Origin of the sequence: Pectobacterium artocarpous, assembly GCF_046159765.1 — a bacterium.
GTDB lineage: Bacteria > Pseudomonadota > Gammaproteobacteria > Enterobacterales > Enterobacteriaceae > Pectobacterium.
The window spans coordinates 1-22,844 of sequence record NZ_JBJXVK010000017.1 but is presented as its reverse complement, the minus strand read 5'-3'; the positions used below and the strand labels follow the sequence as shown (position 1 = coordinate 22,844).

Sequence of the window (22,844 nt, the reverse complement as noted above, 5' to 3'; positions counted from 1 at the left end):
ACTTTTTCATTTTAGCACCTGACGCCTAACAACACGCTCAACGACGCCATACCTTGAAACGGTTGATCAGCCCGTTAGTGGAGCTGTCATGGCTGTCGATCGTACTGTCATTTTCCAGCTCAGGCAGAATACGGTTCGCGAGTTGCTTACCTAACTCTACACCCCATTGATCAAACGTGAAGATGTTCAGGATTGCGCCCTGAGTAAAGATCTTATGCTCATACAGCGCAATCAGCGCACCCAGACTGTACGGGGTGATTTCACGCAGCAGGATGGAGTTGGTTGGGCGGTTGCCTTCAAACACCTTGAACGGTGCCACGTGTTCCACATCTTTCGCACTTTTGCCAGCGGCCGCAAATTCCGCTTCCACGACCTCAAGGCTCTTACCGAATGCCAACGCTTCCGTTTGTGCAAAGAAGTTCGACAGCAGCTTGCTGTGGTGATCGCTCAATGGGTTATGGCTGATAGCCGGCGCAATGAAATCACACGGAACCAGTTTGGTACCCTGATGGATCAACTGGTAGAACGCATGCTGGCCGTTCGTGCCCGGTTCACCCCAGATAATTGGCCCGGTCTGGTAATCCACCGGATTGCCGTTGCGATCGACATACTTTCCGTTAGATTCCATATTTCCTTGCTGAAAATAGGCCGCGAAACGGTGCATGTATTGGTCATACGGCAGAATCGCTTCGGTTTCAGCACCGAAGAAATTGTTGTACCAAATACCGATCAGTGCCAGCAGCACGGGCAGGTTTTTCTCTGCGGGCGTGGAAGCAAAGTGCTTATCCATCGCGTGCGCGCCACTGAGCAGTTTTTCAAAGTTCTCAAACCCTAAAGAGAGAATGATCGACAGCCCAATTGCCGACCACAGGGAGTAGCGCCCACCCACCCAGTCCCAGAATTCGAACATGTTGTTAGTATCGATGCCAAATTCGCCGACGGCTTTCGCGTTGGTGGACAGCGCGGCAAAGTGTTTAGCAACGTGTTTCTCATCCTGCGCCGTGTTCAGGAACCAGTCGCGAGCGCTGTGCGCGTTGGTCATGGTTTCCTGCGTGGTGAAGGTTTTCGACGCCACGAGGAACAGCGTGGTTTCCGGGTTCAGCGGCTTCAACGTTTCAGCAATATGCGTGCCATCAACGTTGGAGACAAAGTGCATGTTGAGGTGATTTTTATAAGGCTTCAGCGCTTCCGTTACCATGAACGGGCCCAGATCGGAGCCGCCAATACCGATGTTAACCACGTCAGTGATCGCTTTTCCGGTATAGCCCCTCCAGTCGCCACCAATTACGCGCTCGCTAAAATCTTTCATCTTCGCCAGCACCGCGTTGACTTCCGGCATCACATCCTTGCCATCCACCACAATCGGCGTGTTGCTGCGGTTACGCAGGGCAATGTGCAGAACCGCACGGTCTTCCGTACGGTTGATTTTCTCGCCGGCAAACATGGACTGCATCGCCGCAGACAGGTCGGTTTCCCGCGCCAGCGCGTGCAGTTTTTCCATGGTTTCCGCCGTAATGCGGTTTTTGGAGTAATCCACCAGCATCAGATCGTCGAACGTAGCGGAAAAATGCGCGAAACGATCGCTATCCTGTGCAAACAGCTCGCTGATTTGCACCTCTTTCATCACGTCAAAATGGGTTTGTAATGCCTGCCAGGCGGCAGTTTGGCTTGGATTAATATTTTTCATAATGCGACTTTCTCTCTAAGCATGAGTTCAAAGTGACTGAATCGATTGTATCCCTTAAAATCCCGATTGAGATCCCTTTTCTTGCTAAAAGCGGTTTATGCCCTGTCGTTTACTGAAAGATTGTTTATTGACAGAAACTGCATAACCCGTTATTTGTAACACCGTACTTGCACACTCGGTGTGCAAGCCAGAAGAGGCGCGTCGCCCAGGTAAGGTATCGGAGGAACCGTAATCCGCTGATGATATCCGAGGGGGAGCGACGCCGAGATGCGGTGAAATACGGCTTTCACTCTATCGACTACAGAGGCTGAATCCTCTGGGTTGTCACCGGATTCGTCCAGATGGACGTTTAGCAAGGTGGAGCGCTTCTGGGTGTATCGTAGCGATTTTCTACGCCTGCCCCCTACTTCTGCTCTCCCCTGTGCCAAGGCTGATTAATGGAATGCTGTTGACTGAAAACAGCTTACCCCCTGACACGAGGTTTTTTGACATGTCTGCAACTGAAATTTCCGCAAACGCGAATTCTACCGTTATTGCCAAATTTGGCGGCACCAGCGTGGCGGATTTTGACGCCATGAATCGCAGCGCCGATGTGGTGTTATCTCATCCTAATGTACGCGTTGTGGTGCTGTCGGCGTCGGCGGGTATCACCAATTTACTGGTCGCACTCGCAGAAGGTCTGGCACCGGAAGCGCGTGCTGAGAATCTGGCGAAAATCCGCCAGATCCAATACGCCATTATCGACAGACTCAGCAACCAAAGCGTGATTCGTGATGAGATTGATCGCATGTTAGATAGCATCACGACACTGTCTGAAGCGGCGGCGCTTGCCACCTCGAACGCCCTGACCGATGAACTCGTCAGCCACGGCGAACTGATGTCTACCTTGCTGTTTGTCGAAATTCTGCGTCAGCGCGGTGTAGTGGCAGAGTGGTTCGATGTGCGCAAAATTATGCGTACCGATGATAACTTTGGCCGTGCACAGCCGGACTGCGACGTCTTGGGTGAACTAACTCGCAGCCAGTTACAGCCGCGCCTTGAGCAAGGTCTGGTGATCACACAGGGCTTCATCGGTAGTGAAGCGAAAGGCCGTACGACCACATTGGGCCGTGGCGGTAGCGATTATACTGCGGCGCTGCTGGGCGAAGCGCTCAACGTCAGCCGAATTGACATCTGGACCGATGTTCCCGGCATCTACACCACCGATCCACGCGTGGTGCCGACGGCAAAACGTATCGACCAAATCATGTTTGAAGAAGCGGCCGAAATGGCGACATTTGGCGCGAAAGTCCTTCACCCGGCTACGCTGCTGCCTGCGGTGCGTAGCGATATTCCGGTGTTCGTCGGCTCCAGCAAAGATCCGGCCGCTGGCGGTACGCTGGTGTGCAATAAAACCGAAAACCCGCCGCTATTCCGCGCACTGGCGCTGCGTCGTAAACAAACGCTGCTCACCTTGTACAGCCTGAATATGCTGCACGCACGCGGATTCCTCGCCGAAGTGTTCAGTATTCTGGCGCGTCACAACATCTCCGTTGACCTGATCACGACATCAGAAGTCAACGTCGCGCTGACGCTCGATACCACGGGTTCCACCTCAACGGGCGACAGCCTGCTGTCCAGCGCTCTGCTGACCGAGCTGTCCTCGCTGTGTCGGGTCGAGGTTGAAGAGAATCTGTCTCTGGTCGCGCTGATCGGCAACAAGCTGTCTCAGGCCTGCGGCGTCGGGAAAGAAGTGTTTGGCGTACTGGAACCCTTCCGTATTCGCCTGATTTGCTACGGTGCTAGCAGCAACAATCTGTGCTTCCTGGTGCCTGGCGACGACGCCGAGCGGGTGGTACAGACGCTGCACCGCAGCCTGTTCGAGTAAGTTCGCGCCGCTTAGTCTGTCTCTTCGTCATGTTTTTATGTGAATGCGGTTTTTGCCGTTATCCGGCGTAAAAAATTATGCTGAGGAGATAGCGGGCTTAGGATGAGCCGCATGGACGCGGCGAAAGCTTGCGCCAAAAGCCTGAGGGTCATGGGGCGAGCAGCGTTTGAGCCGCCCCATGTCGGGCGCGTGCTACGACGTAGCATGAAAATAGCGGCATTATCGCGCACGAAACTGCCTCTTAGTCTGCATAAAATATAACTAAGAAGCCCAACCGGAGGTTGTCACAGTGTCAGCGGTGACTCTTCACGCTCGTCTTCCCCATCCTGTTGCACAACCAAGACGTTATACGCCACCGAGCAGAACAGGGAATTCAACCGATTCATGTCCCCAAGCAGGCTCAAATGGAGCGAACTGGTTTCCAGACTCTGCACGTTGTGCTGATGTAAGCGATCGACATGCGCGTGTGCATAACGGCGGTTCATAATACGGAAGCGGTGTTTAGCACGACGCAGACGTTTCGCACTGGTGATATCTTCCGACAGGAAAACCGACAGCCCCAAACGCAGATTCGCCAGCAGTTGTTCATGAAGGTGGTTCAACTCTTCCAGTCCCTGAGCGGAAAACGCCATCCGTACACCGGAGGAGTGATTCGCGATGTCGTCCGCCATGCGCTCGATAATATCTCCCGCCTGCTCCAGATTCAGCGCCACTTCGATCACTTCAGCCCAACGTCGGGAATCCCGCTCATCTAACCCGTCTTTCTGAATCTGCGCCAGATAGAGTTTAATGGCGGTGTAAAGAATATCGACATCATCATCAAGCCGACGAATCTCCCGGCGCTGCATAGTGTCGCCCTGCAACACGTCACGGTATAAACGCAGCATCTGCTCCAGCACATCGCCAATTCGCAGCGTTTCCCGTGCGGCATTGGTCAGCGCCAACGCTGGCGTGTCCAGCGAGCTGATGTCCAAATGGCGCGGTTTCATCTGGAGATCAAGCGGCGGTGAGTCCGCAATCATCACACAAGACAGGCGCGCCACCATGCCGGTAAGCGGAATCAGCAGCAGGCAACGGATCAGGTTGTAGAACAGGTGGAAGTAGATCACCAGCTCTTCGGCCCCCAGCGGAATACGCGTCAGCCAGCGCGAAAGCGGCTCAACCAGCGGCAACACAACCAGACACCCGATCAACTTGAACAACATGCTGCCGAGCGCCACACGCCGGCCCTCTGCATTCTGCTCCGAGGTGCTCATCATCGTCAGTAATCCGCTGCCCAGATTGGCACCAATAACCAAACACATCGCCACTTCCAGCGAAATCACACCACTTGCCGTCAACGTTGCCGTCAGCAGCACCGCTGCCAGACTGGAATAGGTAATCACCGCGAACAGCGCGCCAGCTAACGCGTCCAGCATGACGTCACCCGTCAACGAGGAAAACAGCACCTTCACGCCCGCTGTCTGCGTGATCGGGACCGCAGCCACGACAATCATTTCCAGCGCCAGCAAAATCAGCCCGAGCCCAATAGCCACACGGCCAATCTGGCCAACCCGCGTCTGCTTGCGGCTAAGGAAAAATATTACGCCAAGAAAAATCAGCAGCGGAGACAGCCAGGACAGGTCGAACGTCAGGATACGCACCATCAGTGCCGTACCGACATCGGCCCCGAGAATAATGACCAGCGCAGGCGTTAGCGCCACCAATCCCTGTGAGACAAACGAGGTCGTCAGCAACGCGGTCGCATTGCTGCTCTGCACCAACGCAGTGACGCCAATGCCAGCCATAAAAGCCAACGGTTTTTTCTCAACGCTATCGCTGAGAACTCGCCGTAACTGGGTGCCATAAACCCGCATGATACCGGTACGGACAATGTGGGTGCCCCACACCAGTAACGCAATCGCAGAAAGGAGATTCAGCAGTGTTAACAAAAAGTCCACGCCTCCAGCTAAACATGTGTTGATGACGTAATGAGCAACCATCTTACCAGATGTTGGCAAGCCATACTGCGAGGCAGCCCGTTGCCAGATAACATCGCCCAGCAATCAGCCGATAACAAAAGTCAATTAACTGACAATATTTAAAAAATAGGATCCAAATCAATAAGCCGATACTTTTGCCTCACACCTTCCCCGGTTAACGCTATGCTCTTTTTATCCCTATAATTCTTATGGGTTACAGGCTTAACATTTAGCACATTGCATAGTAGTAGCGAATCCCCTGTACTCCTTCTGGCTTTTTAGTAAGGAAAATGGATGAAAACAAAAACTTCGTATGGACTGAACTGGCTTCCACTGATCGTTATTCTTGCCATCGCCGCCTTTTTTTGGCGAATGGAGCCCCCAACAGGCTTAAGCGCCGCCGCCTGGCACTCTGCTGTCCTTTTCGTCGCAACGATCGTATCTATTGTCGCTAACGTGCTCCCGATTGGGGCTATCGGCATTATCAGTATCACGCTCTTTGCGTTGACGTACGCCGCAGGGGATAAAACGGCCAGTGGTGCGATACAGACCGCACTCAGCGACCTGAACAGCTCACTGATCTGGCTGATTGTTGTCGCCTTCATGATCGCACGCGGATTTATCAAAACGGGTCTGGGACGCCGCATCGCCTTGCAGATGATCCGCCTGCTAGGAAAACGTACGCTGGGTCTGGCTTACGGCCTAGCCTTTGCCGATCTGGTGCTTTCCCCCGCCATGCCGAGCAACACCGCACGCTGCGGCGGGATTATTTATCCGATTGCGGATTCCCTATCGCGCAGCTTCGATTCCAAACCGGAAGACGCCTCGCGCAGTAAGATTGGCACGTTCCTGATTACCTGTATTGGAAATGTTAACGACGTGACAGCCGCGCTGTTTATGACCGCCTACACCGGCAACCTACTGGCGGTGAAACTGGCGGCCAACGCAGGCGTGACCATTACCTGGGGAAGCTGGTTTCTGGCGGCACTCGTGCCCTGCCTGATTTCTCTGGCCATTGTCCCCCTCCTCGTCTACTGGCTGACCAAACCGGAAATTCGCCATACGCCGGATGCGCCAAAACTGGCCATCGCCGAACTGGCAAAGATGGGCAACATGAGCCGCGGTGAATGGCTGATGGCATTCACCGTCATCCTGCTGCTGGTGCTGTGGATTTTTGGCGACAATTTAGGCGTGGATGCCACAACGGCCTCGTTTGTCGGGCTGTCTTTCCTGCTGTTGACCGGCGTACTGAGCTGGGAAGATGTGAAGAGCGAGAAAGGTGCCTGGGATACGCTGATTTGGTTCGCCGCTCTGCTGATGATGGCAAATCAGTTGAAAAAGCTCGGCTTCACTAACTGGTTTGGCGATCTCATCGGCAGTAACATCGGCCACTTGATGCAGGGAACCAGTTGGGTATTGGTGCTATTGCTACTCAATGCCGCCTATTTCTACACCCACTATTTCTTCGCCAGTGGCAACGCGCAGATCGCCGCGCTTTTTGCGGTTTTCCTCGGTGTCGGGATCAACCTGAGCATTCCAGCTGTGCCGATGGCGTTCATGCTGGCATTCACCAGTAGCCTGTACTGTTCACTAACGCAATACACCCACGCGCGCGGCCCCATCCTGTTCGGCGCAGGCTACGTGCCCACCACCATCTGGTGGCGCACCGGTTTCGTCGTCAGTCTGGTCAATCAGGCGATCTTTATGAGTGCGGGTTTGCTGTGGTGGAAGGTGATTGGCCTCTATTGAACGCGGGAGAAGGAATGGAATGAAAAGCCGGGTTGCCCCGGCTTTTCATCACAGAGAAAACAGACGATTAGAACGAATAAGAGACGCTGCCGACTACGCTACGCTCGGCACCGAAGTAACAGAACTCCAGCGAGTTACACGCCGCCACGTAGCGTTTATCAGTCAGGTTGTTCACATTAAGTTGCGCACTCAACCCTTTCAGACCCACTTTCGAGAGATCGTATCCCACCGCCATATCCACCAGCGTATAAGAAGGCAGCGTGTAGGTATTGGCACGATCGGAGGTCACACCGTTCACGTAGCGTACGCCGGAACCAATAGTCAAACCGTCCAGCAGACCGCTTTTGACATCATAGCTGGCCCAGGCGCTGACCTGATTGCGTGGCGCGTACACCGCACGTTTTCCTTGCTCAGCCGCACTGCTTTTCTTGTAGCGAATATCCGTATAGGTATAAGCCGCTTGCAGACGCAGATTATCGGTAATATGGCTCACGGCCTCTAACTCCACTCCTTCCGATTCGATTTCACCAACAGATCGGTAAGGGTCGTTAGGCTGAACTTTGGTCGCCACATTTTTCTGATTAATACGGAATACCGACAGGCTGTACTGATCCTGAGAACCTTCAGGCTGATACTTCATCCCGGCTTCCCACTGTTTGCCTTTCATTGGCTCCAGCACATTGCCATTATCATCGGCGAAGCTGGTCGGCGTAAAGGCAGTGGAATAGCTGACATACGGCGCAAAGCCACTATCAAACAGATAGAGCAACGCGGCACGCGAGCTAAAGTTGTTTTTATCCAGCTCGCTGTGTGTCCCTTTCGTCTGGTTAATGTGGGTCACTTTCACTTGATCGTACCGACCGCCCAGCGTTAAACGCCAGCGCTCCCAGCTCATTTGATCCTGCACGTAAATGCCCGTCTGTTGCAGCTTATGTTTTTCCATCGTGCTGGCATACATGTCCGTAGGACCGGAACCGTAAACAGGGTTAAATGCGTCGATTGCAGGGAAGGAACCGGAAGGCCAGTCCACATCATTATGGCGTTGTTGATAGTCGATTCCCACCAGCAGACGGTGGTTTACCGCACCGATATCCACGCTGCCATCAAGCTGATTATCTAACGTGAGCGCCGACAGCGACTCACGGGAACCGGAGTAGTAGCGGGTCAGCGTATCCGCGCTTGGCTGCGTCCAGCCATAGGCGTATACCTGATCCAAATGCACCTTGGTACGCAGATAACGCAGTTTCTGGCGTACTGCCCAGCCGCTATCAAAGCCGTGCTCAAAGTTGTATCCCACCATGTTTTGCTTACGGTCGTATTTCTCATAATTCTCTTCCCCTTCATAGAAAGAGTTCGAGATTTTCCGCCCGTTATGCGCCACCACCGTGCCGTCATACGGTAAACCCGAATGGCTGCCGCCCTCAGGATCGCGATGCAGGTAGGCCATCAATTCCAGACGCGTCTTGTCGGAAATCCGCCACAGCAGGCTAGGCGCAATCGCATAGCGTTCTTCTTTCAGCGGCCCAAATTGGGTATCCGCCTCGCGAACCATTCCCCCCAGACGGAACGCAAAACGTTCATCATCATCCAACGGTCCGGTAACGTCAAACGCCGCACCGCGCTGTGCATTATTACCTGCGAATAATTTGATCTGTCCGCTGCGATCGAACGATGGCTGACGGGAATTCAGCGCAACAATCCCGCCCGGAGAAGAACGACCATAGAGTACGGACGCAGGCCCTCTGACCACTTCAATGCTGTCGAGAAACCAGGGATCGATAACCAGTGAGCTATGGGAGTTGGTATCCCCCATCACCTTCAACCCGTCGAGATAGACGTTATCAAGACTGCCGTCGGAAAAGCCGCGCAGAACCATGTAGTCAAAGCGGTTGGACGCGCCGATCTGGTTGTTATACACACCCGGTGTATAGCCAACCGCCTGCCGAACGCTGGTCGCCCCTTGTTCCTGAATCTGATCGCGCGTAATGATAGAAACGGCTTGAGGAGTCTCAATATCAGGCGTTTCCAGCTTGGTCGCACCACGCTGTGTTTGAGACGTCACGACTAACGTATCGCCCTGAGAAGAAGAGGATGGCGTATCCTGCGCCAGTGCCGACACAATAAATCCACTGGTGAAACAGCCGACCACCAGCGCCAGCCGCGTTTTTCTGAACATGGGAATCTCCACAGACCTTATTATTGTAAATAAGAATTATTACCGTTTTTAGTCTTGCAATAGCTATGCGCGATGACAGCTTGTGTATGCGCAATGACAAAACGGGAACTCAGAGAGAAAACGTCAAGCGGGCAACCTCTGACATAAATAAAGCTCGGAAGAGTAATAAAAGGAAACGCTAGCTGGGCATACGTGCATCGCTTGGCGCCATACCGTAACGCCGCCGGAAAGCCGTGGCAAAGTTGGTCGCGTGCTGGTAGCCCGACATCCAGGCCGCCTGCTGAACGCTGTATCCCTGCGCCAGATAACGTCGAGCCAGCTCCAGCCGACAGTCGCGCAGGTAATCAAAAACCGAATGGCCATACGCCTGACGAAACTTGGTGCGCAGGCTGCTGCTGCTCATCGCGGCCAACTGCGCCAGTTCATTAAGGGTGTACGCTTTTTCAGGCTGTTGCGCCAGACGTCGCCGCACGTTCTCCAGACGCTCTTGTTCACCAGGTGGAGGCAATACGCGCCGTTCCCTACCACGTTGCCCAAATGACAGGCCTTGCCCCAGCAACTGTAGCATTACGCCTTCCAGCATCAACTGGCGGGATAGTCCCGGCGTAGTGTTTTCCAACGCGTGCTGTAACCCAGATAACACATAGCCGGGAACTTGCCATAGAAACGTCGGGTTTCCCCCTTGTTCCCACTCGCTCAGCAGCGAGCCCAACAGCGGATTCAAAGCAAAAGTGGCGGGAAAAATACCCAGTGATACGGTACGAAGGTGACAATCTGCAAGGTGGCTGGCGTTCATGACTAGCGGATCGCCCAGCCGGGTGCTGAATGCCATGCCCGATCGTACCATAAACGCCTTACCGTTCAGGCGCAGCGCGACGCCCCCTTCCAGCACCACCAGCGTATAAAACGGGCAACAGTGCAAAGACGTCGATTCGTAAGGCTGCAACACGCGCACGTTGGAATTCGTCAGACAAATACCGGAGGAGAGCGTCATCTCTTCGACATCCCCCTGCACGACGATACGTTTTTCTTTCGTACGATCGCGGCAAGACGACAACTGCGGGAAGCGGTAATCAATCCCGTAACGTTCACCGATGTCGAAGAAATCCTCAATGGAAAAGAATCGTTTTAGCATAGGCGAGAAGATATCCTCATCCTGTTTAACGCCCAGAATCAGGCCTGCGATTAACGGAAATGCGTGGAATGAAAACAGAACAGCACTTTCTGCTTAATTGGCGCTCACCTTACCATTACCATGAAAACGCATCAATAAACTGATAACTATTCTCATCACAATCAATCTTGCATGACGATAGGCTAGGAAGCAGAAAACATCTGCGTGCTAACCGGTTTGGCTTTTCAAGTGGCGTTAAAAATTATGCTGAGGCGAGCGAGGACGCCGTGTGAGCAGCATGGACGCTGCGAAAGCTAGTGCCGCGCCGGGAGCGCGTCACTAGCGGCACGATTAGCGTTCTCGAATGCCGAAGGAACCGCAAAGCGGCATAATTTCCGCCAAAAAGCCTGGGTTCTCAGGGCAGCGGCGACTGAGCGCCCTGAGTGGGCGTGGTGCTAGTGCCACAGAGAAATCATGTGTCTTATCACGCACGAAACGCCCCCTCACGGGCATAGTTGAGATGGCTAAATCTCCGAGGCTGATATTGTCATACTCGACTTACGTCGAAACTTAATCCGCATCATAGCCCAGGTTTGGCGCTAGCCAGCGCTCTACCTCACTCACATCCATAGCTTTACGCACCGCGTAATCCTCCACCTGATCGCGCTGGATTTGTGCGACGGCGAAGTATTTGCTGTCGGAGTGGCTGAAATACCAGCCGGATACCGACGCGCCCGGCCACATGGCATAGGATTCGGTGAGCTTCATACCAGTATGCTTTTCCACATCCAGCAACTGCCAAATTTGCACTTTCTCCGTGTGATCCGGGCAAGCTGGATAGCCCGGTGCAGGGCGAATCCCCTGATAGTTTTCTCGAATCAGCAGCTCATTACTGAGGTTCTCATTCGGCGCATAGCCCCAGTAGACCTTACGCACACGCTCATGCAGGTATTCCGCAAAGGCTTCCGCCAGACGGTCAGAGATCGCCTTCACCATGATCTTGTTGTAATCATCATGCTGAGCTTCCCATTGATCGGCCAACGTATCTTCTTCCAGCCCGCCAGTTACCGCAAAGGCACCGAGATAATCTGGCTTACCGCTAGACTTCGGTGCCACGAAGTCAGACAGGCAATAGTTCGGGAAATCGGTTTTCTCCGTCTGCTGACGCAGATGGTGGCTGACTGACAGCACCGTTTCACGCCGTTCATCGGTATAAATCACGACGTCATCCCCAACGCGATTCGCCGGGAATAAGCCCACCACGCCACGGGGATTCAGCGCACCACGCGCGGATAAGTCATCCAGCATCGCGTTGGCGTCAGCAAACAGGCGTTTGGCCTCTTCACCCACGACCTCATCTTCCAGAATGCGAGGATATTTCCCCGCCAGCGACCAGGTCATAAAGAACGGTGTCCAGTCGATGTAGTTGCGCAGCGTTTCAATGCTGGCCGTCACTTCCTGAACGCCCAGACGATGCGCCACCGGCGGCGTGTAATTTTCCCAGTCCAGCGTTGAGGCATTAGCACGAGCCGCTTCCAGCGTCACGGGCTGCGTTCTCGGCTTTTTACGCGCATGCTGAATACGCACGGTTTCGTACTCTTTACGGGTGCGCGTAACAAAGTCGTCATATTGCGTACTGGACAGCAGCGCTGACACCACGCCGACAGAGCGTGAGGCATTCTGCACGTAGACCGTCGGGCCGCTATAATTCTGCTCAATCTTCACAGCGGTATGCGCTTTAGAGGTCGTCGCACCGCCAATCAACAGCGGCAGCGTAAAGCCCTGACGCTCCATCTCTTTCGCCACGTTGACCATTTCATCCAGCGACGGCGTAATCAGCCCGGACAACCCGATAATATCGACTTTCTCTTCACGCGCGGTCTTCAGGATCTTATCCGTCGGCACCATCACACCCAGATCGATAATTTCGTAGTTGTTACATTGCAGCACCACGCCGACGATATTCTTACCGATATCGTGAACATCGCCTTTAACCGTCGCCAGCAGGATCTTCCCAGCGGACGTACCTTTGGCCTTGCTGGCTTCAATATAAGGCTCGAGATAGGCCACCGCCTGCTTCATCACGCGGGCAGATTTCACCACCTGTGGCAAAAACATTTTCCCCGTGCCAAACAGATCGCCGACCACGTTCATGCCATCCATCAGCGGACCTTCAATCACCTCTATCGGCCGTGTAGCCTGCTGGCGCGCCTCTTCAGTGTCCAGCTCAATGAATTCGGTAATGCCTTTAACCAGAGAATATTCCAGACGCTTCTTCACATCCCAGCCGCGCCATTCCGCCTGCGTTTTACTGCCTTCATCTTCCGTTTTACTGCCACGATATTTTTCTGCCAACTCGAGCATGCGTTCGGTGGCATCGCTGCGACGGTTCAGGATCACATCCTCCACCGCATCGCGCAGTTCCGCAGGAAGATCGTCATAGATCGCCAACTGCCCGGCATTCACAATCCCCATGTCCATGCCATTACGGATCGCGTGATAAAGGAAGACGGCGTGGATCGCTTCACGCACCAGATCGTTGCCGCGGAATGAGAAGGACACGTTAGACACGCCGCCGGAGATCATTGCATGGGGCAACTGCGCCTTGATGTCTGCACAGGCCTCAATGAAATCCACCGCATAGTTGTTGTGTTCATCGATCCCCGTTGCCACAGCGAAAATATTCGGATCGAAGATGATATCTTCCGGTGGGAAGCCGACTTCTTCCGTCAGGATGCGATAAGCCCGGCGACAAATCTCAATTTTACGCGCGCGGGTATCCGCCTGGCCGACTTCATCAAAGGCCATGACCACCACGGCCGCGCCATAGCGCCGTACCAATTTGGCATGGTGAACAAAGGCCTCAATGCCTTCCTTCATAGAGATAGAGTTAACAATCCCTTTGCCCTGAATGCACTTCAGCCCTTTCTCAACCACATCCCATTTTGAGGAATCGATCATGATCGGCACACGGGCAATATCCGGCTCGCCCGCAATGAGGTTCAGGAAACGGACCATCGCCGCTTCCGCATCCAGCATGCCTTCATCCATATTGATGTCGATGATCTGCGCGCCGCTTTCTACCTGCTGACGGGCGACATCCAGCGCTTCGTTGTATTTCTCTTCTTTGATCAGACGTTTAAAACGTGCGGAACCGGTAACGTTCGTCCGTTCCCCCACGTTAACAAACAAGGTGTTGGCATCGATAGTCAGCGGTTCCAGGCCGGATAAGCGACAGGCGACCGGGATCTCTGGCAGCTTGCGCGGCGGTACGCCTTCCACCACTTTTGCCATCGCGGCAATGTGTGCGGGTGTCGATCCACAGCAGCCGCCAACGATGTTCAGAAAGCCGGAGCGCGCCCACTCGCCGATATGTTTCGCCATATCGGCCGGATCCAGATCGTACTCTCCAAAGGCGTTGGGCAGTCCAGCGTTCGGGTGCGCGCTCACATAGCATTCTGAAATACGTGACAGCTCAGCGACATACTGGCGCAGCTCATCTGGCCCCAGTGCACAGTTCAAACCGAAGGAAAGCGGACGGGAATGGCGCAGGGAGTTGTAAAAGGCTTCCGTGGTTTGGCCTGATAACGTACGCCCCGACGCATCTGTGATCGTGCCGGAAATCATCACCGGCAATGTGATCCCTAATGCCTCAAATTCACTTTCAACCACGAAACTCGCTGCTTTGGCATTCAAGGTATCGAAAATGGTTTCGATCATGATCAGATCGACGCCGCCTGCGATCAGCGCGCGTGTCGATTCGCGATACGCCTCCACCAGTTGATCAAAACTGACGTTGCGAAATGCCGGATCGTTTACATCTGGAGAGATCGAGGCGGTACGGTTGGTTGGGCCGAGCACACCAGCAACATAGCGCGGTTTATCCGGGGTTAGTGCCGTCCATTTGTCCGCGCTGGCACGCGCCAGCTGTGCAGCAACGGTATTGATTTCCGCCGACAGCGCTTCCATATCATAGTCCGCCATCGCAATGGTGGTAGCGTTGAAGGTGTTGGTTTCGAGGATATCGGCACCGGCTTCCAGATAGGCGTCATGGATTTCGCTAATCACCTGTGGCCTGGTGAGCACCAGCAAATCGTTATTTCCCTTCACATCGCTCGGCCAGTCAGCAAAGCGTTCGCCACGATAATCTGCTTCCTGTAGGCGATAACCCTGAATCATGGTGCCCATACCACCATCCAGCACCATAATGCGTTGCGCCAACTGACGCCGCAATTCGTCTATCCGATTACTCACGCGAACCCCATTCCCGGCCAATAAATACGATATATAGTGTCTATACCCAAAATAATCCGAGTTGCAGGACAAAACGTTAACGTTTTGAACAACGCGAAGCGTTAGCCCTTTAGGGCGATGCTCAATAATGAGCATCGTAACGCGGCAATCGCACGAATCCCCAAGAGCTTACATCAGTAAGTGACTGGGGTGAGTAAGGACAAATCGGCTAAGCCGATTTGAACGTCGCTTGCGACGGCTCTTCAGAGCGAGGCTCAGAGATGAGCCGAGTATTGCCAACGCACATGCAGCTTGGAGTATGACGGGTATATCCTAGCATAAGTAATGAACACACTAACGCCGTGCAGCATGAGACTTTTTCAGTTCATTCGCTGATAAAAAGCACAGAGCAAGAAGAGTTGCATTCTGTGGTAAAAAAACGAAAATCAATTCCATTACTCTAAAAAGGAATCGACGCCATGACGCCACCAGAACCAGCCAAACGCGGGAAGAAACCCAGAGCCAGTATGGGCACCACCGCGCAGCCAACCGGGCAGGTTCAGTCGCTGACCCGTGGCCTAACGCTGCTTGAATATATCGCCAAAGCAAACGGCAGCGTGGCCCTAACCGATCTCGCTCAACAGGCCGGTTTACCGAATTCCACGACCCACCGCCTGCTCACGACCATGCAGCAACAGGGCTTTGTGCGTCAGGTTGGCGATCTGGGGCTGTGGACGATTGCTTCACACGCGTTTATCGTCGGCAGCAGCTTTCTGCAAAGCCGCAACTTGCTGGCGATCGTGCATCCTATCCTACGCAAGCTAATGGAAGATTCGGGCGAGACAGTCAATCTGGCCGTGCTCGATCAGACCGATAGTCAGGCGATCATCATCGATCAGGTACAATGTACGGCGCTGATGCGCATGTCCGCCCCCATCGGTGGTAAACTGCCTATGCATGCTTCGGGTGCCGGGAAAGCGTTTCTGGCACATTTTCCCGATGCGCAGGTTACGCAACTGCTGCACAAAAAAGGACTGCACGGCTACACGCCACACACCTTCAGTTCACCGCAAACCCTGAAGGAAAATCTCGTGCTGATTCGCAAACAGGGCTATTCGTTCGATGACGAAGAGCACGCGCTGGGGCTACGCTGTATCGCGGCCTGTATTCTGGATGAACATCACGACGCCTTCGCCGCCATTTCCATCTCTGGCCCCGTGTCGCGCATCACGGATGACCGCGTCACAGAACTCGGCGCGCTGGTGATCAAAGCCGCTAAACAGGTTATGCAGGAATACAGCGGGTTATGAGCAAGATGTGCCCTCATCAGGACTTTTAGTCACATATTTATGCAAACCAGGGGGAAAGTTTCGTGCGCGATAATACCGTCATTTTCATGCTACCTCGTAGCACGCGCCCGACACGGGACGGCTCACACGCCGCTCGCCCCGTGACCCCAGGCTTTCGGCGAGAAATTATGCCGCTGGCGCGGTCCCATCGGTGTTCCTGACCGCTAGTCGAGCCGCCAGTGACGCGTTCCCGACGCGGCACTGGCTTTCGCGACGTCCTGTCGCTCACTCGGCGGTCAAGCCCACCGCTGCATAATTTTTTACGCCGGATAACGGCAAAGGCCAGAATCATTCCCAGTAGTGATATATAGCGGTTCGGTGCGCTGGCTAAAACGCTTGCGGCGTCGGTAGGCGTAAACATCCTCAATGTGCCCTTCCCTGATACGCTGCTGTAGTGCTCGCCAGTAGTCCGCGCAAAACAGATCGCCGTGCATTTCCTCAAACAGCGTGCGAATGTGGTGGTCGCTACACAGGAAATGGGGGAACTCTTCGGGAAACACATCATTCGGCGCGACGCTGTACCACGGTTCTGCGGCCAGTTCATCTTCTGGGTGACGCGGCGGCGGTATTTTGCGGAAATTCACCTCGGTCATGTAGCAAATTTCATCGTAATCATAAAACACGACCCGCCCATGACGCGTGACGCCGAAATTCTTGAATAGCATGTCGCCGGGGAAAATGTTCGCCGCAGCCAGCTGTTTGATGGCATTGCCATACTCTTCAATCACATCATGCAACTGCTGTGCATTTGCCTGTTCCAGATAGAGATTCAGCGGCGTCATCCGGCGTTCCATGTACAAGTGCCGGATCACCAACCGATCGCCCAGATCTTCCAGCTTCTCTGGCACCTCACGCCACAGTTCATCCAGCAATTCCGGGCTGATGCGATGCTTATCAATAACGAAGTTTTCATATTCCTGCGTATCCGCCATGCGCCCGACGCGATCGTGCTCTTTCACCAGTTGATAGCACGCCATAACCCGCTCTGCGCTCACCTCTTTCTGCGGCGCAAAACGATCTTTGATGACCTTAAAGACGCGATCGAACGAAGGCAGCGTAAACACCAGCATCACCATGCCTTTCACGCCAGGCGCGATGATGAACTGCTCTTCTGATGCCGCAATGTAGTGCAGGTATTCACGGTAATACTCGGTTTTACTGTGCTTCTGGCAGCCAATAGCCAGATAAAGCTCCGCCGTCGTCTTCCCCGGCAAAATGTCACGCAGCCAGGCCACCAGCGCAGACGGCAGCGGGGCATACACCATGAAGTAAGAACGGGCGAAACCAAACACAATGCTGGCATCAGCCTGACTGGTTAAGCAGGTATCAATAAATAGCGCCCCCCGCTCATTGTGATGAATCGGCAACAAGAACGGAAAAATACCGTCAGGGAGCGACAGCTTGCCCACCAGCCAGGCCGCTTTGTTACGATAAAACAGCTCGTTAGCCATCTGTAACATCGCCTGCGCAAGCTGTTCCGCAGAGAAAGTGCGCTGTAAATACGCCGCGATATAGCCAATATCACGCGGCAAATCTTCCCACGGTAACCGCAGCGGTACATCACCCAGCAGCTTTTCCAACATGTTCTGCCAGCCGTCGGTTGGCACAAACGTCTTGGCGATAGGTCGGGGAATCTCACGAAAACGCTGTTCAGGCTGAGAACTGAAAACAAACAGCTTATCAGGCGTCAGTTCCCGATGGTTAAACAAACGACAGTAGACAGAATTAAAAAAACTCTCAGCAATCTCAAAGCGCGGGTAGTCTGGCAGTAATAGGGAGTAGATATGCTTCACTTGCGCCAAAAAATCCGCATCATCACAGCGAATACCGGTAATACAGCGCAGCTGTTCAACCACCAGACCAACGTGGTGATCGTATAGGTGAATACGCTGTTTCATTGCCTGTTGTACGGCAGGCCAGTCGGCCTGTTCAAAGCGCTGCTGCGCCCCCGCCGTCACTTCGAGAAAACGTCCATATTGCGCATCAAACCCTTGCAGGATCGTCTGCGCCACCAGCTTTTCAAGGTCACGCGTCATCATGATCTCCAGATGAAACCCGGCCAGCCGAACACTGACCGGGTTAGGATCAGAACTGCTGTTCTTCCGTCGATCCCGTCAGCGCTGTCACTGAAGACTCACCTCCCTGAATGATGTTCGTCACCTTATCGAAGTAGCCGGTACCCACTTCCTGCTGATGCGATGAGAAGGTATAGCCATCTTTAATTGCTTCAAACTCAGGCTGCTGCACTTTTTCTACGTAGTGCGTCATCCCCTCACCCTGCGCATAGGCATGCGCCAGGTCAAACATGTTGAACCACATACTGTGGATACCGGCCAGCGTAATGAACTGATACTTGTAGCCCATCGCCGACAGCTCATCCTGAAAACGCGCAATCGTGCCGTCATCCAGATTCTTCTTCCAGTTAAAGGAAGGGGAACAGTTGTACGCCAGCAGTTTACCGGGGAACTTAGCGTGGATGGCTTCGGCAAAACGGCGGGCCAGCGATAAATCCGGCGTCGACGTTTCACACCACACCAGATCGGCATAAGGCGCATACGCTAAACCGCGGCTGATCGCTTGCTCTATCCCGGCACGGGTACGATAGAATCCCTCGACCGTGCGCTCTCCAATGATGAAGTCACCATCGTATTCATCACAGTCGGAAGTCAGCAAATCCGCCGCGTCCGCATCAGTTCGCGCGACCAGCAAGGTCGGTACCCCTAAAACATCCGCCGCCAGACGCGCCGCAATGAGCTTCTGAACCGCTTCCTGAGTGGGAACCAGCACTTTACCGCCCATGTGCCCGCATTTTTTCGCCGACGCCAGTTGATCCTCAAAGTGAACTGCCGCCGCGCCAGCTTCAATCATCGATTTCATCAGCTCAAACGCGTTAAGCACGCCGCCGAACCCCGCTTCCGCATCCGCCACAATCGGCAAGAAGTAGTCAGTATGACGCTTGTCGCCCGGCTCAATGTGGTTCGCCCACTGAATCTGATCGGCACGCCGAAAAGTGTTGTTGATGCGTTCAATCACTGCGGGCACAGAGTTCGCCGGGTAGAGCGACTGATCGGGATACATGCTCGACGCCAGATTGGCATCCGCTGCCACCTGCCAGCCAGAAAGGTAAATCGCTTCAATACCGGCTTTCGCCTGCTGTAAAGCCTGCCCTCCCGTCAGCGCCCCCAGGCAATTCACATAGCCTTTTCGGGCATCACCATGCAGCAGACTCCACAGCTTCGCCGCCCCAAGTTGCGCGAGGGTACATTCTGGGTTCACCGATCCCCGTAGATTAATCACATCTTCTGCGCTGTAAGGGCGCGTAATGCCTTCCCAGCGCGCGGTTTTCCACTCTTTTTCGATATACTGGACTTGTTGGGTACGAGAGGTCGTCATAGCAGAGATTCCTTTTTATTATTCAGTCAGGATTAATCAAGCAATGCGTAGCCGGGTAGAGTCAGGAAGTCGATCAGCTCATCTTGCGTGGTAATTTTCTCCATCAGCCGAGTAGCTTCATCAAAGCGTCCTCCGCTGAAACGAGCCTCACCGAGTTCCTCCTGGATCACAAACATCTCTTCGGCCAGCATTTGGCGGAACAGTGCTTTGGTGATCACACGACCATCGTTCAACGTCTTGCCGTGGCGAATCCACTGCCAGATTGAAGTGCGAGAAATTTCTGCCGTCGCCGCATCTTCCATCAGTCCATAAATCGGAACACAGCCATTGCCGGATATCCATGCTTCGATGTACTGCACCGCAACGCGGATATTCGCGCGCATCCCCACTTCCGTGCGCGCCCCCGGACAAGGTTCCAGCAATTCCTCGGCGCGAATGGGAGCATCTTGTTCACGGCTGATATCAAGCTGATTTTTACGTTCACCTAATGCGCGATCGAACACCTCCATCACGGCATCTGCTAGTCCCGGATGCGCGACCCACGTGCCATCGTGGCCATTATTCGCTTCCAGCTCTTTGTCTTTGCGCACCTTATCCAACACCCAGTTATTGCGTTCCGCATCCTTACTTGGGATGAACGCCGCCATCCCGCCCATAGCGAATGCGCCACGACGATGGCAGGTTTTTATTAGCAGCCGCGAGTAAGCGCTAAGGAAAGGTTTCTCCATCGTCACCGACTGGCGATCGGGCAAAACACGATCGCTATGGTTCTTTAATGTTTTGATATAGCTAAAAATGTAATCCCAGCGGCCACAGTTCAGCCCAACGATATGATCGCGCAAGTGATAGAGGATCTCGTCCATCTGGAACACGGCAGGCAGCGTTTCAATCAGCACCGTTGCTTTGATCGTCCCGCGTGGCAGGTTAAAACGATCTTCTGTATAGCAGAAAACATCATTCCACCAGGCCGCTTCCTGCCATGACTGCGTCTTTGGCAGATAGAAATAAGGGCCGCTACCTTTCTTCAGTAATTCCTGATAGTTATGAAAAAAATACAGCGCGAAATCGAACAGGCTGCCGGGGATCGCTTCCCCCTGCCAGGACACATGTTTTTCGGGCAGATGCAAACCGCGCACACGGCAAATCAATACGGCAGGATTGGGTTTCAACTGGTAGATTTTTCCTGTTTCATTGATATAGGAAATCGTACCGCGTACGGCATCACGTAAGTTGATTTGCCCGTCTATGACCTTTTCCCATCCCGGCGACAGTGAATCCTCAAAGTCCGCCATGAAAACCTTCACATTGGCATTCAATGCATTGATTACCATCTTACGCTCGACCGGGCCGGTAATCTCAACACGACGATCCTGAAGGTCATCGGGAATACCGCGTATTGTCCACGTATTATCACGAATGGAAGCCGTTTCTGAAATAAAATCAGGTAGCTTACCCTGATCGATATTACGCTGCTGGACCTGCCGTTCGGCAAGCAACTGATTACGTGATGGCGTGAAATGCGCGACCAGCTCCGTTAAAAAACCAATCGCTTCCTCCGTAAGAATTTGCTTCTCACCTTCGCCAAAACGCTGACTAAACGTCAATTCTCTATTTATCGTCTGCTGCATCATTCGTGGTTCCTTTTCAGATTCCGCTTCATTCATCAACAACCGCCAAATCGGCAAACCAGTATGTACATTTCTTAGCCGACAGAATTAAGCGTAATACAATAAAATACAAAATCAAAAACAATTTCCATTTTTATATTATTTTAAACTTAAGCCATTAATAAAAATGAAGATAAAAATAGAAAGAGAAAAGAAATGACTTTCACCTATCAGCAGAAATGAAATGATTCAGCACGAAAAAGAAAGGCACCTTAAAAGGTGCCTTAGAGACAAGAAGGGAGGTGGCTTAGTCCAGTGTAGGATTCATTCGACGTAAATCATAAGGCGTAATCTGGTAGACGTAGTAATTCAGCCAGTTAACAAAAAGCAGATGGCCGTGGCTACGCCAGCTCGCTTTCGGCTCCAGTTCAGGGTTGTCGTCAGGGAAATAGTTAACCGGTACGACCGGATCCAATCCAGCGTCGTAATCACGGAAAAACTCTCCCGCTAGCGTGAGGGCATCATACTCTGGGTGTCCGGTAACAAACGCCAGACGCTTATCTTTGCTGGCAAACAGATAGGCGCCCGCTTGCTCTGACTTAACCAGAATGTCCAAATCTGTATGCTGGCGAATCACATCAACCGGAAAATCCGCATAGCGAGAATGCGGTGCCAAGAACGTTTCGTCAAAGCCACGGGTCAGCAACGCATGGGGTTGTAACGTTTGATGCGAATAAACGCCAGATAGCTTTTCCTTGCGGGTCATCTTGGGAATACCGTAGAGGATATTGAGAGCAGCCTGCACAGCCCAACACACGAATAATGTGGAGGTAACATGCTCTTTTGCCCACTCGATGACACGTGAGATCTGTGGCCAATAAACAACATCGCAGAAATCGACTAATCCCAGCGGTGCGCCAGTCACAATCAAGCCATCAAAGTTTTCATTCTGAATGTCCTCGAAATCACAGTAGAAGTTATTCAAATGCTCGGCTGGTGTATTCTTTGATTCACGACTATCGATACGTAGCAGTTGAATATCGATCTGTAATGGCGAATTGGATAGCAGGCGCAGAAACTGGTTTTCAGTCTCGATCTTTTTAGGCATCAGGTTCAGCACCAGCACTTTGAGGGGACGTATTTCCTGCGTTTTAGCACGCGAGGACGTCATGACAAAGACGTTCTCATTACGCAGAAAATTGACGGCTGGTAACTCATCAGGAACCCGAATTGGCATAACCTTATATCCTCAAAGCATACGTTTAAACGTTTAGACATCCAGATGCCCGAAGATAGCGAGTTTTTATACTAATGTCGAGTGCTCAGCGCATAAGGTGAAAATGTTTCACGAGACTCAATATGCATCATCAGAACTACTTCTGCTGAATATGTTTGAGCGAGTCAGAATCACTCAGGGGAACAGCGATAGAAATAACAATGAGTCTGGATTTACGACAGCTCATGACCGTGATCTCCTGAAGTATGCGTTCCTCTACAGGAGAAGTAGAGTCGTGCTACTGAACCCGTTGCGCCAATCGAAGGGAGCAGCCTGACGGATAACACCTCTCAGTGCCTCAGAAGCAGCCATAAAATCAGCGACCAAAATCCTGTTGCTGCTGAACCCACTCTGCGTGGACGCCTCACCCGGCGTGACAAGATTACCTACTGTTGTTTGATTTTGACGGTTTTGTTCTCGCCAATACGCACA

General features: G+C 53.1%; 12 protein-coding genes, 1 pseudogene and 1 riboswitch. Of the genes and pseudogenes, 3 read left to right on the top strand and 10 right to left on the bottom strand.

The window, feature by feature from the left end; all coding sequences use genetic code 11:
- Positions 1–37 precede the first annotated feature (37 nt).
- Positions 38–1,687, bottom strand: a complete 1,650-nt coding sequence (gene pgi / locus ACKQAD_RS12225; RefSeq protein WP_409160409.1) for a glucose-6-phosphate isomerase — start codon at positions 1,685–1,687, stop codon at positions 38–40.
- 183 nt (positions 1,688–1,870) lie between these two features.
- Positions 1,871–2,063, top strand: a riboswitch (Lysine riboswitch).
- 114 nt (positions 2,064–2,177) lie between these two features.
- On the opposite strand from pgi, the gene lysC reads away from it, so the two are divergent.
- Entirely contained in the window at positions 2,178–3,554 is a 1,377-nt protein-coding gene (lysC, locus tag ACKQAD_RS12220) for a lysine-sensitive aspartokinase 3 (RefSeq protein ID WP_409160408.1), read from the top strand.
- Between the two features lie 284 nt (positions 3,555–3,838).
- Here lysC and ACKQAD_RS12215 read toward each other — a convergent pair whose 3' ends face one another.
- Positions 3,839–5,485, bottom strand: a complete 1,647-nt coding sequence (locus ACKQAD_RS12215) for a Na/Pi cotransporter family protein (protein WP_409160407.1) — start codon at positions 5,483–5,485, stop codon at positions 3,839–3,841.
- Between the two features lie 324 nt (positions 5,486–5,809).
- Here ACKQAD_RS12215 and ACKQAD_RS12210 point away from each other — a divergent pair, with 324 nt between their 5' ends.
- Positions 5,810–7,264 carry a DASS family sodium-coupled anion symporter gene (locus tag ACKQAD_RS12210; RefSeq protein ID WP_409160406.1) on the top strand — a complete coding sequence of 485 codons (1,455 nt, stop codon included), beginning with the start codon at positions 5,810–5,812 and terminating at the stop codon, positions 7,262–7,264.
- A 67-nt stretch (positions 7,265–7,331) separates the two neighbouring features.
- On the opposite strand, the gene foxA is transcribed toward ACKQAD_RS12210, so the two are convergent.
- From foxA to metH, 3 genes are all read right to left on the bottom strand, one after another.
- Entirely contained in the window at positions 7,332–9,440 is a 2,109-nt protein-coding gene (foxA, locus tag ACKQAD_RS12205; protein ID WP_409160405.1) for a ferrioxamine B receptor FoxA, read from the bottom strand.
- 178 nt (positions 9,441–9,618) lie between these two features.
- Positions 9,619–10,575, bottom strand: coding sequence for an AraC family transcriptional regulator (locus ACKQAD_RS12200; RefSeq protein WP_409160404.1), 957 nt, complete (start codon positions 10,573–10,575; stop codon positions 9,619–9,621).
- A gap of 549 nt (positions 10,576–11,124) precedes the next feature.
- Positions 11,125–14,808 carry a methionine synthase gene (metH, locus tag ACKQAD_RS12195; RefSeq protein WP_409160403.1) on the bottom strand — a complete coding sequence of 1,228 codons (3,684 nt, stop codon included), beginning with the start codon at positions 14,806–14,808 and terminating at the stop codon, positions 11,125–11,127.
- Between the two features lie 458 nt (positions 14,809–15,266).
- Between metH and iclR the strand changes: the two genes are divergently transcribed.
- Positions 15,267–16,097, top strand: a complete 831-nt coding sequence (gene iclR, locus ACKQAD_RS12190; protein ID WP_409160402.1) for a glyoxylate bypass operon transcriptional repressor IclR — start codon at positions 15,267–15,269, stop codon at positions 16,095–16,097.
- A gap of 299 nt (positions 16,098–16,396) precedes the next feature.
- Here the strand turns inward: iclR and aceK are convergent, their stop codons facing one another.
- The 5 genes and pseudogenes from aceK to ACKQAD_RS12165 all read right to left on the bottom strand — a co-directional run.
- The gene (gene aceK / locus ACKQAD_RS12185) at positions 16,397–18,172 is read right to left on the bottom strand and encodes a bifunctional isocitrate dehydrogenase kinase/phosphatase (protein WP_409160475.1); all 1,776 of its coding nucleotides are present in this window, start codon (positions 18,170–18,172) and stop codon (positions 16,397–16,399) included.
- Between the two features lie 49 nt (positions 18,173–18,221).
- Positions 18,222–19,529, bottom strand: coding sequence for an isocitrate lyase (gene aceA / locus ACKQAD_RS12180; protein ID WP_409160401.1), 1,308 nt, complete (start codon positions 19,527–19,529; stop codon positions 18,222–18,224).
- A gap of 32 nt (positions 19,530–19,561) precedes the next feature.
- Positions 19,562–21,160 (bottom strand): malate synthase A, encoded by a 1,599-nt coding sequence (gene aceB / locus ACKQAD_RS12175; RefSeq protein ID WP_409160400.1) that lies wholly within the window; start codon positions 21,158–21,160, stop codon positions 19,562–19,564.
- 283 nt (positions 21,161–21,443) lie between these two features.
- Positions 21,444–22,373, bottom strand: a complete 930-nt coding sequence (gene metA, locus ACKQAD_RS12170) for a homoserine O-acetyltransferase MetA (RefSeq protein WP_409160399.1) — start codon at positions 22,371–22,373, stop codon at positions 21,444–21,446.
- Between the two features lie 255 nt (positions 22,374–22,628).
- Positions 22,629–22,844, bottom strand: a pseudogene (locus ACKQAD_RS12165) (hypothetical protein); the annotation flags it as partial.